Here is a 12,196-nt window from a genome sequence, read left to right as displayed (position 1 = left end):
GCTCCGTTCGCGAACGCCGTGACGACAGCAAGGGGGAACGACGATGGCAGCGGAGTTGTGGGTGCGTGGCCCGTTCGGGCTCGGCTCCAGCACCCGGGTTACGCGGCCGAGGTGCCGCGCGGTGCTGGTGGTGGTCCCGACCGTGACCGCCGGGACCCGGTTGCTCGACCTGGTTTCCCTCCTGGAAAACGATCTGCGGGTTCAGATCGTGTTCACCGTGCCGCATACGACTCAACGGTGGCAGGGCGTGGAGGAGTTCGTCCGCGGCCTGGACGGGCTGGTCCTGCCGTGGGCGCAGGCGGTGGCGCACCGGTTCGATCTCGTGCTCGCGGCCAGTCATCGTCACCTGGACGAGCTCCACGGTCCGATCCTCCTGGTCGGGCACGGCGCCGGTCGCGTCAAGCCGCGCCGGCACAGCCGGAAGGCGGGTGGGGCGAGCGAGCCGACCACCGGCGTCGACCGGGAGCTGCTGACCTTCCGCGGGCGGGTGCTGCCCGCGGTCCTGGGGCTGAGCACGGACAGCGAGATGGACCTGCTGCGGGAGCGGTGTGCCGAGGCGGCGCCGAACGCCGTCGTCGCCGGGGATGTCTGCCTGGACCGGATGCGGGCGAGCCGGCACCTGCGGGAGGTCTACCGGCACACCTTGGGGGTGCCGCCGGCGCGGCAGCTCGTCACGGTCAGCACGACGTGGTTCACCGATTCGGCGTTCGGGCAGGTGCCGCAGCTGTACCGGGCGGTGGTGGACGCGTTGCCGGCGCAGCGGTACGCGGTCGCGGCGGTGCTGCACCCGAACGTCTGGGCCGTGCATGGACGACGGCAGATCAGCGCGTGGCTGGCCGACGCGATGGCCGGCGGCCTGCTGCTGATTCCGCCGGAGTCCGGGTGGCAGGCGACGATGATCGCGGCGGACTGGGTGATCGGCGACCACGGCTCGACCACGGGCTACGCGGCGGCGCTGGGGCGTCCGGTGACCCTCGCGTCGGTTCCGGACGGGTGCCCGCAGGAGGGCAGCGTCGCGGACGCCGTCCGCGCGCACACGGTGCCGTTGGACTGGGGACGCCCACTGCCGGACCAGGCCGAGGCTGCCCGGTGGCGGGCGGGGAAGCTCGCCGAGTCGGTGACGGCGGTGATCACGTCGCGCCCGGATCGCTCCGCCGGGATCCTGCGGTCTGCGATGTACCGGCTGCTGGAACTGTCCGAGCCGCCTTGGCGGGCTTCGTTGCCGCTGCTGCCCGTCGCGCGTCCCCTGCCGAGGTGGGCGGCGTGAGCCCGGCACGGCGGCTCGGTCCGGGGACGGCGTGCCGGCACGGCCGGGTACCCGGGGTGTGGCGGGTGCGGGTTCGCGGTGGGGCGTGCCGGCCGGATGTCTCGCTTCTCGTCGTTGCTCCGGACGTGGCGGCCGGTTCGTGGCCGGCGTGCGCGGACGTCGTGCTCTGTGGGGAACACCGGACCTCCGGTGCGGCAGTGGACGCGATCTGCCGTGCGGTGGCCCGCTTTCCGGGAGCGGCGGTGGCCTTGGCCTGGCACCGTGACACCGGGGTCTTCGGCCGCGCTGTCCGCCGGGGCGTGGCCGCCGGGTCCTCACTCGTCGTGGTCGGCGAGTCCGCCGGCTCGCGGATCCCCGAGCCGGGCGTACAGTCGCCGGGCTTCCTCCCGGTGCTCGTTCGCGTGCTCGAGGTGGCCGTGGGCGCCTTCCAGCTCGGCGAGCGTCGCGAGGATCTCGGCCGTGTAGTACGGCGAATCGAGCTCGCGGACCACCTCCAGCGCGCCGAGTAGCTCGGCTCTGGCCTCGTCGTACCGGCCGCGGCGGTCGTGCAACCGGGCGAGCGCCGTGACGGCGCGGGCGTGCTGGTTGGCGTCGCCCGCTTCGGCCATGGTCGCGGCGGCCGCGGTGAGCTCCACCGCGGCCTCCTCGTCCCGGCCGAGTTCGACGAGGAGCTCGCCACGGCGGCGGCGCGCGAGTGCGACGCCGCGGGGCAGTCCGATTTCGGCGTGCGCCTCCGCGCTGCGCTGGTAGAACCGCAGCGCCTGATCGAGGTCGCCGCGCCGACGGGCCGCGCGAGCCAGCCTGGAGACCGCCGTCGCCCGGGTGGGGCCGTCGTTCTCCCGCTCGCCGATCTCCAGCGTGACGGCGTGCTCGGCGTCGGCCTCGCCGAACCGGCCCAGCTGATCGAGCGCGAAGCCGAGCTGACTGCGAAGCCGCGCTTCGACCAGCGGCAAGCCGCACCGCTGGGCCGCGCCGACGCCCAGAGTGGTGAGCGCGAGGAAGGGCTCGTAATCGCGGTTGTGCAGGAAGAACCCCCAAGAGGCCTCGCACAGTTGCCAGACCTCGGTGTCCCACCCCTGCGCCGCCGCTTCGCGTGTGACGGCCCGGATGACCTGCTGGTCGCGTCGCCACCAGCGGACCGCGCGTTCCCGATCGGCGAAGATCGGGGTATCCGGGTTGTCGCGCGTCGCGAAGCGTGGCCGAAACGGGTGGATCAGTTCGTCCGCGGCCAGCGCCCTGGCCAGGTACCAACGGATGAACAGGCGGAGGGCGGCGAGCCGTTCCGGCGGTGGGGTCTCACGATCCCCGCGGACGCGGGCATCGTGGTGAACCACGTCGTGCTGGGTGACGACGTCACCGTGCTCGGACAGCAGGTTGGCTTCGATCAGTTCGTCGATCGCGTCGTAGACCGCGTCGAGCGGGCCGGCGAGAACGTGGCTCAGCGCTTCGAGCGCGTAGTGCTGACCGGGCAGCACGCCGCACAGGCGGTAGAGCCGCGCCGCGGCCGGTGTGAGCGAGTCGTACGAGGCGTCGAACACCGTCGTGGACGCTCCGCCGCCGGTCGGCTCGTACCCGGAGTGCGGCCGGACGCGGACTTCGCGGGCGAGACTCCGTTCGGGACGGGCACGCAGGCGGGCGCCGACGACCGCGATCGTCAGAGGCAGGCCGGCGCAGGTCCGCAGGATGTCGTCGGCGGCGGCGGGGTCCGTGTCGAGACGGCCCGGTCCGGCGCGGGAGTCCAGCAAGGTGCGGGCGGCCTCTCGATCGAGCGGCTCGACCGGGACGATTTCCGCGCCGTCCAGGCTCAGCCCGCTGAGCTGGGAGCGACTGGTGACGACGACGAACGCGGCAGGTGACGCGGGCAGCAGCGTGCGGACCTGTGCGGGGAAGGCCACGTTGTCGAGCAGGAGCGCGAACGAGTGATCAGTGGTGTGGGACCGGAACAACGCGGCCCGGTGCCCGGTTTGCGCGGGTATGTCGTCGGCGGTGACGCCGAGTGCGGTGAGGAAGCCGTGCAGCGCGACGTCGGCGGATTCCGGCCCCTCGTCGGTGTTCGGCGAGGCGAAACTGGTGTAGAGCACGCCGTCGGGGAACTCTTCGCGCCGGGAGCCGAGCCAGTGGATGGCGAGCGCGGTCTTCCCGACGCCACCCACCCCGGTCAGCACCACGATCCGGGGGTGTTCGCGACGGCGTTGCCGGAATGAGTCGAGCTGCTCGAGTTCGCGGTCCCGTCCGACGAGGTCGGGCGACGGGGCGGGCAACTGGATCGGTCCCGGTCGCTCCCGATGCCTCTGCCCAGGACGCGTCATCGGTTCCTCCCCACTCGGCCCGTTTCCCGGTCTACCGGCTCACCGGCTGTCACGGGCCGGTTTGTGTGGGATTCCACAAGATCGTGGGACGACGACGAGAACGTTCCTCCACAGTGGACTACTGTGTGTCGATGCCCGGAGGGGTTTTTGTTGACGCAGCGCGTTGGCCTCCCCCACGTGGGCGCATGGGTACGTGGTGTTGTTGCAGTAAGCGATAGATCTTGCCGTAGGACACCCCGTGGTCGTCGGCGATGGTCCGGATGGTGGCCCCGTCGAGGTATTCGGCGCTGACCTGCTCGGTATCGAGATCGCGTTTGATGCCCCGGCCGGTTTTCGGGAGTGCGGCACCGTTCAATCGGAGCAGCATCCCGGTCCAGCTGAGCGACAGGCCGTAACGGTGCGCGATCTGCGTGATGGTGGCGCCGCCCTCCCAGTCCTCCACCATCCGCCGGTTGCGTTCGGCGCGCCGGGAAGCGTCCGGCTCGGGAGGAACAGGCTGCTCCGGCGGGTTCATGCGCGCGCTCCCGGTGCGGTCGCTGGCGTGAGGCTCGAACCTCCGATTGTCGGTTATTCCCGCCTGGGAATGCGACCATCTGTCAGGTGAACCACAGCGGCTGGGCAAGTCCCGTGCAGGTGCACGCGTCTTCTGCATTCACCCCAGTCTCCGTGTCCTGGTGGGCGGACACGCGGGGTGATGGGGTGATTCATCCAGTGGGCCGTGGCGGCCGGAACTCGGACGTGGCCCTGACTGGCCACAATGGACTCCGGGGTTATCGGAAAGGCGTGTTTTGCAAGAGAAGTGAGGGGGTGTATTTCGCTGTGCTTGTCGCGATTTCGCCCCGAGTCCGGTCTCGTCCGGTGCCGGCTACGACGCTGCCGTCCATCGCCTGAGCCTGTGGTCCGCTCGTCGTCGGCGTTCGCGAAACCCGGAGAAACCACGGATGGATGAACCGCGGGTTTCGCGGAGCGGGGAGTGCCGCTCCGCGAAACCCGTGACGGCTACCAGTTCCGCACGTCCGGCGCATAGCCCGCCGGCTTGTCGCCGATCTTCAGGCCCGGGGTGACGATCCAGTTCTGGTAGCCCGGGGTGAACATCCGGTACACCGAGGCCGGTGGGACCGCGCTCGCCTCGTCCAGCAGGGTGCGCAGCTCGGCCGGGATCTCGAAGTCGAGGGCGGCCATGCTCGCGCCGAGCTGGTCGGCGCTGCTGGCGCCGACGATCGCGGACGCGATGCCCGGCTGGGTGGCGACCCAGTTGAGCGCGACCTGGGCCATCGTCACGCCCAGCTTGCCCGCGATCTCCTCCAGCGGCCCGAGCAGCTGCCAGTCGCGGTCGGTCCAGGTCTGGGCGTCCGGGTCGGCGAACCGGCCTTCGGTCCCGGTGCGGTACTTGCCGGTGAGGAAGCCGCCCGCCAGCGGGCTCCACGCCGTGACGCCGAGGCCGAGCGTCCGGCCCAGCGGGACGTGCTCGGTCTCGATCTCGCGCTGCACCAGCGAATACGGCAGCTGCAGGTTGATCACCGGCGTGAGCGCGTTGGCCTCGGCGAACGTCTGGGCCCGCGAGGCGTACCAGGCGGGCACGTCGGAGAGGCCGGCGTAGCGGATCTTGCCCGCGCGGACCAGGTCGTCGAACGTGCGCATGACCTCCTCGACCGGGGTGAGCCGGTCCCAGGTGTGCAGCAGGAAGAGGTCGACGTAGTCGGTGCCCAGCCGGCGCAGCGACGCCTCCAGGGCGCGGATCATGTGCTTGCGCCCGTTGCCGCCCGCGTTCGGGTCGCCGTCGGCGACGCTGTTGGTGAACTTGGTGGTGAGCACCACCTTGTCGCGGACGTTCGCTTCGCCGATGAGCTTGCCGAGGAGGGTTTCGCTCTCGCCGGCGGTGTAGAAGTCCGCGGTGTCGATGAAGTTGCCGCCCCCGTCGAGGTAGCGGCGGAAGATCGGGCGGACCTCCTCCTCGGTCTTGCCGTACGCGGCGTGGAAGCCGCCGGTGCCGAAGTTCATCGTGCCCAGCGCGAGCCGGCTGACACGCAGCCCGGAGCGGCCGAGGAGGTAGTACTGGTCGAGTGCCATGGGGAAGTGCTCCTGTACAACGGAAATCCAGCTGACTCATTCAGGGTGCCGAGAGTTTTTTGGACCGGCAAGTCCACTCGGCCGGGGCGCAGGGGAGTCGGGGTCAGCGGCAGCGGTAGCTGGACGCCACAGCCGGGTCACCGTGGCCGGTGTACCGCGAGACACGCGGGTACACGCACAGGTCGCGGGTCTGCTTGCCGTCCGTGGTCGCGGCGGCCAGGGTGGCCGGCGCTTTGCCGTGCTCGACCCAGCCGACCAGCGCGCCCAGCGGGTTCACCGGCGCCGCGCCCCGGCCGCCGCCGCAGTGCTCCACACCCGGGGCGACGAACAGCCGGTAGAAGCCGTCCACGTCGCCCATCTCGTGTTCGACCTCGGCGTGGTAGCGCAATACGCCGCCCGGCGGGATCAGCTGGTCGTCCGAGCCGACGTAGGTGAGCAGCTTGCCGCCCGCGCGGCGGAACGCCGAGAGGTCCGGGCCGGCCGTGCCGATGACGTCGTCGTACTCCCGCACCGACTGGCGGAACAGCGCGGTGTACTGGGCGTACGTCAGCGTCGAGGTGTCGAAGCCGGCCTGCTTCTCGAGGAACGACTGCACCCACTGGACGGCCACCGGGAAGCCGGGTGCCGCGCCCGCCAGCCAGGTGAAGTCCGCGCCCTTCGGGAGGCCGTCCCACAGCTGCCGGCCGCGTTCGTCGGTCGGGCCGGCCCAGATCTTGCGCATGACCTCGGCGTCCTCGGCCGTGACGGTGACGTCCCGGCCGTCGCAGACGACCTTCGTGCCGATCAGGCTCCGCGGGTCGTAACCGCATTCGTCCGGCCGGTCGACGACGCCGTTGGTGACGCCGTCCCGCGCGTCGCACGCCTTGATCGCGGCCTCGCGGAACGCGGTGAGGACGCAGGTGCTCGGGCGGTCGTGCTCCTGGTTCATCACGACCTGCGGCCAGAGCGTCGCCACCGCGAACCGGGTCCAGTGGACCGCCGGCGCGTTCGCCAGGACGCCGTCGAAGTCGGCCGGGTAGTTCTGGGCCTCGGAGTAGCCCTGGCGGCCGCCCGTCGAGCAGCCGGTCCAGTACGAGTACGTCACCGGCCGGTGGTAGAACCGCTGGGTGACGTCCTTGCCGACCACGGCGGCTTCGTGCACCGAGCGGGTGGCGAAGTTCGTCAGCAGCGGCCGGTCGACCTGGCCGGGCGCGGTCAGCGCCCACGACGTGTCGAGCGCGTCCGCGGACACCCCGGCGTCGGTCGTCACGGCGCTGTAGCCGTCCTTGACCGCCTGGACCAGCGGCGCGCCGAATTCGCCGGCGGCGTAGGCGCTCCCGCCGAGGGCCTGGAGCCGTCCCGTCCAGCCGGTCCGCGGCAGCGCGACCAGGACCTTGACGTGGTCGCCGGCGCCCGGGTGGGTGAGCGTGACGGTGATCCCGCAGTAGCCGGGCTGGGCGACGGCCTGCACCGATTCGATCTTCGCGCCGGCGGGCGCGGAAACCGGGACGGTGGCGCAGGGGGTTCCGGCCGCCGCGGCGCTCGGGGCGAACTGGATGACGGCGGTCACCAGCAGCGCGGCGAACAGCAGTACGGATCTCTTCTGGGGCATGGGCACCGAAGCTAGGGCCGGCGTAGGCGCCTTCGCGCCCGTCGGACGACGTCGTCGCTGTACGTCGAGGGCCGGTATCGTCGCGGGGCGAGGGGAGGGCGCATGCCGTTGCACGGGCGGGAAACCGAGCTGAAGGACCTGGGCGCGCTCGTCGACGGGCCCCGGGACCGCGGTGGTATCCTCCTCCGCGGGGAGGCCGGCATCGGCAAGTCCGCGCTCGTCGCCGAGGCGGCCGCCGCCGCGTCCGTCGCCGGGCTGCGGGTGCTGCGGACGACCGGCGCCGAAGCTGAGCAGGACCTCGCCTATGCCGGGCTGCACCAGCTGCTCCATCCCGTCCGGGCGGGCGTAGCCGAGCTGCCCGCGCCGCAGCGGAGCGCGCTGCGGACCGCTCTCGGCCTCGAAGACGGGCCGGTCCCCAGCGGCTACCTGGTCGGGCTCGCCGCGTTGACGCTCCTGACCGACGAAGCCGCCGCGAAGCCGGTGCTGGTCGTGGCCGAGGACGTGCACTGGCTGGACCGCGCGAGCGCCGACGTCCTGGCCTTCGTGGCCCGGCGGATCGAGACCGAGCCGGTCGTCCTGATCGCCACCCTCCGCGACGGCGCCGGGTCACCCCTGCTGGACGCCGGGCTCTCGCCGATGCCGCTCGGCCGCCTCCCCGACGACGTCGCCGCGGAGCTGCTGGACGCGGTCGCGCCCCGGCTCGACCCGGTGGTCCGGGCCCGGCTGCTCACCGAGGCCGCCGGCCACCCCCTCGCGCTGACCGAGCTGCCGTCGGTGGATCTCGACGCCTTCGACCCGGTCCTGCCCTTGACCGAACGGCTGGAGCGCACCTTCGGCGCCCGCGTCGCGACACTGCCGCCGCCTGCGCGCGTCGCCCTGCTGGTCGCCGCGCTCGACGAGACCGGTTCGGTCGCCGAGACCCTCACCGCGACGGCGTCGATCCTCGGCACTCCGGTCGAACCCGAGATCCTGGCGCCCGCGGTGGACGCTCGCCTGATCGAGCTGGGCGCCGGCCGCGTGACGTTCCGGCACCCGCTGATGCGCTCGGCCATCCCGGCCGCCGCGACGATCGCCGAGCGGCGGCAGGGCCGGCTCGCGCTCGCCGAGGTGCTGCGCGACCAGCCCGACCGGCAGGCCTGGCACCGGGCCCGGGCGACCTCCGGCCCCGACGAAGCCGTCGCCGCGGCGCTGGACGCGGCCGCCGAGCGGGCCCGGCACCGCGGCGGGGCCGCGGCCGCGATCGCGGCGCTGGAACAGGCCGCGCGGCTCAGCGAAGACCCCGGAGCGCGGGCGGACCGGTTGCTGCGGGCCGCCGAACTGGCCGTCGACTCCGGCCGCCGCGAGACGGCCGAACGCCTGGTGCGCGCCGCCGGCGACCTTTCGCCGCGCCGGCGGGCCACCGCGAACTGGCTGCTCAGCGCGTTCGAGGACGGCGTCCGCGAAGACCCGGCGCGGATCGGGGAGCTGGCCGCGCTCGCCGAGTCCGTCGCCGCCGACGGGCAGGACGACGCGGCGATGCGGGTCCTCTGGGGCGCCGCGATGCGTTGTTTCTGGGCCGAGCCCGGCGCTCCGGCGCGTCGGAAGCTGCTGGGCGTCGCCGACCGGCTGCCCGTCCCGGACGACGACCCGCGCCTGGTCGCCGTCGCCGCGTACGTCGCGCCGTTCGACCGCGGCGAGGTCGTCCTCGAGCGGTTGCGGGCGCTCGCCGGCGCGGCCGGCGCCGACCCGGAAGCCGACCGGTACCTGGCCAGCGCGGCGCTGCAGGTCGGCGCGTTCGACCTGGCCGCGCGCTTCGCCACGGCCGCGGCGCCGGGCCTGCGGGCCCAAGGCCGGCTCGGGCTGCTGCCCCGGGCGCTGGCCGTCCAGGCGTGGAGCCGGGTCCGGCTCGGCGACCTGGCCGGGGCCGTGCCGGCCGCGGCGGAGGCCGTCCGGCTCGCGCGGGAGACCGGTCAGCCGTTCATGGGTGGCCTGGCGCTCGCCGTCCAGGCCGAGATCGCCGCCCTGCGCGGCGAGCACAAGCAGGCGAACGCGCTGGCCGACGAGGCCGAACGCGCCGGGCTCGCCGCCGGCGCCCGCCCGGTGCTGGCGACCGTCCAGCTCGCGCGCGGGCTCCTGGCGCTGAGCGAAAGCCGGTTCGAGGACGCGTTCGCCGCCCTGCGCCGGCTGCTCGACCCCGCCGACCCGGCCTACCAGCTGGCCCTGCGCGCGTACTGCGTCGCGGAGCTGACCGAGGCCGCGGTGAGGGCCGGGCAGGCGGACACGATGCGGGAGATCCTGGCCGAGCTGGCGCCTCTCGCCGCCTCGACGCCGTCGCCCGCGCTGCACATCGGCCTGCGGTACGCGCGGGCCGTGCTCGAACCGAGCGACGACCGGTTCGCGGCCGCGCTGGAAGCCGACCTCGGCGGCTGGCCCGCCGAACGCGGGCGCGTCCACCTGGCGTTCGGCGAGTGGCTGCGGCGGCAGCGGCGGGTCGTCGAGTCGCGGGCACACCTGCGGACCGCCCGCGAGACGTTCGACGCGCTCGGCCTGACCGCGTGGGCCGAGCGGGCGCGCCGCGAGCTGCGCAGCGCGGGCGAGACGAGCCCGAACCGGGGCCCGGACGCGCGCGAAAAGCTGACGCCGCACGAGCTGAGCATCGCGCAGCTGGCCGCCGACGGGCTGACCAACCGCGAGATCGGGCAGCGGCTGTACCTCTCGCACCGGACCGTCGGCACCCACCTGCACCGGATCTTCCCCAAGCTCGGCGTGAGCTCCCGCGCCGACCTCGCCGGGATGCTGAAGACGCTCGACGGCTGAACCGTGACTTACCCGGGGTGGGTCATCCGACGGGCGCGGAGGAGCGTGGGGCGCCCATAACGTCAGGGACGTCCTACGAGCTTGCGCACGGGAGTCCGGATGATCAGCAGGAGACGATTCACGCAGGCGTTCGCGGCCGGGCTGGCGGCGGGTTCCCTGGCCGCCTGCGCCGCTCCGGCGCCTTCCGCGGCCCCTCCCGGCCTGCGTTCGGGGGCCGGCGGGAACACATCGCTCGGTACGATCAAGCACGCCGACGCGGGGGTCGTGACCATGGCGTACGCCGAGTTCGGCCCGGCCGCCGGGCCGCCGGTGGTGCTGCTGCACGGCTGGCCGTACGACCCGTACAGCTACGCCGACGTCGCGCCGCTGCTGGCCGCCGCGGGTTACCGGGTGATCGTCCCGTTCCTGCGGGGGTACGGGCCGACGGTGTTCAAGTCGGCGGCGACGGTCCGCAACGGGCAGCAGACGGCCGTCGCGCTCGACGTCATCGCCCTGATGGACACGCTGAAAATCGACAAAGCGATTCTGGGTGGGTACGACTGGGGCTCGCGGACGGTCGCCGTCATCGCGGCGCTGTGGCCGCAGCGGTGCCGGGCCGTCGTCCCGGTCAGCGGCTACATCATCACCAACCTGAAGGCGAACCTGCAGCCGCTCGCGCCGGCCGCCGAGCTGGGCTGGTGGTACCAGTACTACTTCGCCACCGAGCGCGGGCGCGCCGGCTACGCGGCCAACCGCCACGACTTCGCCAAGCTGATCTGGAAGACGGCGTCGCCGACGTGGAACTTCGACGACGCCACCTTCGACCGCAGCGCGGCGGCGTTCGAGAACCCCGACCACGTCGCGATCGTCGTCCACAACTACCGCTGGCGGCTGAGCCTCGCCCCGGGCGAGCCGCAGTACGAAGCGGACGAACGGAAACTCGCCACCGGCCCGGCGATCGGCGTCCCGGCGATCACCCTCGCCAGCGACTTCGACGGCGCGGCCAAGGACGGCAAGGCCTACCGCGCGAAGTTCACCGGCAAGTACGAACACCGGATCCTCGACGGCATCGGGCACAACGTGCCGCAGGAAGCGCCACACCCGTTCGCCCAGGCGATCATCGACGCCGCCCGGCTTTGAGGTCTGCCGCGACCCTTCAGGCGACGGTCGCGTCGAGGGTGACTTCGATGTTGCCGCGGGTCGCCTTGGAGTACGGGCAGACCTGGTGCGCGCCGGTCACCAGGTCGTCCGCCGTCGCCTGGTCGATGCCCGAGGCTTCGAGGTGCAGCACGGCGCTGAGCTTGAACTCGCTCGCCTCGGTGTCGTGGTGGAGGGTGACCTCCGCGACGACGGCGAGGTCGTCCAGCGGCACCTTCTTCTCACCCGCGACCCGGCGGACGGCGCCGACTAAGCAGGACGCCCAGCCCGCTGCGAACAGCTGCTCCGGGTTGGTGCCGCCGCCGGCGCCGCCGAGCGCCTTCGGCACCGCGAGGCCGACGTCGAGCGCGCCGTCGTCGGAGGTCGCGCGGCCGCCGTTGCGGCCCTCCGCGGTGGAGGTGGCGACGGCGGTGTAGGTCACTTCGGACATGGTTTTCCTTTGTGCTCGCGGAGTTGACGGTTTCCACGCTAGGAATCCGCGGCCCGGTCCGGCGACCGTCGTACGACGTCATCGGTGTACGTCACGGGAGTAGGGCCGGCCGGGTGACCGCCGGGTGCTCGCACTCGACCTGCCGGGCCACGGCGACTCCCCGCGCGGCTCGTACGCCTTCGACGACGTGACCGACGCGATCCACGGCGCGGTGTCGTCAGCGGGCTTGACGCGGCCGGTCCTGATCGGCCACTTGATCGGCGGCGTACTCGCGACTGCTTATGCGGCAAGGTATCCGGCGCGGGCGGTGGTGAACCTGGACCAGCCGCTGGCCGGTCCGTTCGGCGCCCTGCCGGGCAGCGGCCACTTTCCGCACCTGTCCCGGCCGGTCGCGGCCATCGTGTCCAGTGTGGACTGATCGAGGACGCACCAGCGGGAACCTGGCTATGTGGCGCCTAGCTTGCAGGCCCTGGCCACCGCGCGGGGGTGTCGCGGTCTCCGCGCCCGTCGGCGAACTCGTCACCGTGGGGCTGGTCGACGAGCACCTCGGCCTGGTGCACCGGCCGCGGTCCAGGCCACGCCGCCCCTGCCGGACA

Annotated in this window: 9 protein-coding genes; 4 read left to right on the top strand and 5 right to left on the bottom strand. The window is 73.0% G+C overall.

The genetic code is table 11. From position 1 onward, the window contains the following. Positions 1 to 43: 43 nt before the first annotated feature. Entirely contained in the window at positions 44 to 1,267 is a 1,224-nt protein-coding gene (locus OHS18_RS21040; RefSeq protein ID WP_328618217.1) for a hypothetical protein, read from the top strand. 314 nt (positions 1,268 to 1,581) lie between these two features. Here the strand turns inward: OHS18_RS21040 and OHS18_RS21035 are convergent, their stop codons facing one another. From OHS18_RS21035 to OHS18_RS21020, 4 genes are all read right to left on the bottom strand, one after another. Next, entirely contained in the window at positions 1,582 to 3,528 is a 1,947-nt protein-coding gene (locus tag OHS18_RS21035) for an NB-ARC domain-containing protein (protein WP_328618216.1), read from the bottom strand. A 166-nt stretch (positions 3,529 to 3,694) separates the two neighbouring features. Beyond that, positions 3,695 to 4,090 (bottom strand): helix-turn-helix domain-containing protein, encoded by a 396-nt coding sequence (locus OHS18_RS21030; RefSeq protein WP_328618215.1) that lies wholly within the window; start codon positions 4,088 to 4,090, stop codon positions 3,695 to 3,697. Positions 4,091 to 4,575: 485 nt separating this feature from the next. Further along, entirely contained in the window at positions 4,576 to 5,646 is a 1,071-nt protein-coding gene (locus tag OHS18_RS21025) for an aldo/keto reductase (protein WP_328618214.1), read from the bottom strand. Between the two features lie 103 nt (positions 5,647 to 5,749). After that, the gene (locus OHS18_RS21020) at positions 5,750 to 7,237 is read right to left on the bottom strand and encodes a tannase/feruloyl esterase family alpha/beta hydrolase (RefSeq protein WP_328618213.1); all 1,488 of its coding nucleotides are present in this window, start codon (positions 7,235 to 7,237) and stop codon (positions 5,750 to 5,752) included. Positions 7,238 to 7,339: 102 nt separating this feature from the next. Here OHS18_RS21020 and OHS18_RS21015 point away from each other — a divergent pair, with 102 nt between their 5' ends. Continuing rightward, on the top strand, positions 7,340 to 10,033 hold the full coding sequence (locus OHS18_RS21015; RefSeq protein WP_328618212.1) for an AAA family ATPase: 2,694 nt from the start codon (positions 7,340 to 7,342) through the stop codon (positions 10,031 to 10,033). 99 nt (positions 10,034 to 10,132) lie between these two features. Further along, a complete protein-coding gene (locus OHS18_RS21010; RefSeq protein ID WP_328618211.1) occupies positions 10,133 to 11,152 on the top strand; it encodes an alpha/beta fold hydrolase in 1,020 nt (339 codons plus the stop codon). A 16-nt stretch (positions 11,153 to 11,168) separates the two neighbouring features. Here OHS18_RS21010 and OHS18_RS21005 read toward each other — a convergent pair whose 3' ends face one another. Then, positions 11,169 to 11,600 (bottom strand): organic hydroperoxide resistance protein, encoded by a 432-nt coding sequence (locus OHS18_RS21005; RefSeq protein WP_328618210.1) that lies wholly within the window; start codon positions 11,598 to 11,600, stop codon positions 11,169 to 11,171. Positions 11,601 to 11,724: 124 nt separating this feature from the next. Here OHS18_RS21005 and OHS18_RS21000 point away from each other — a divergent pair, with 124 nt between their 5' ends. Next, the gene (locus tag OHS18_RS21000; protein WP_328618209.1) at positions 11,725 to 12,018 is read left to right on the top strand and encodes an alpha/beta fold hydrolase; all 294 of its coding nucleotides are present in this window, start codon (positions 11,725 to 11,727) and stop codon (positions 12,016 to 12,018) included. Positions 12,019 to 12,196: the final 178 nt, after the last annotated feature.

It is taken from the genome of Amycolatopsis sp. NBC_00355, from assembly GCF_036104975.1.
Classification (GTDB): domain Bacteria; phylum Actinomycetota; class Actinomycetes; order Mycobacteriales; family Pseudonocardiaceae; genus Amycolatopsis.
This window is presented reverse-complemented; position numbering and strand designations above follow the sequence as displayed.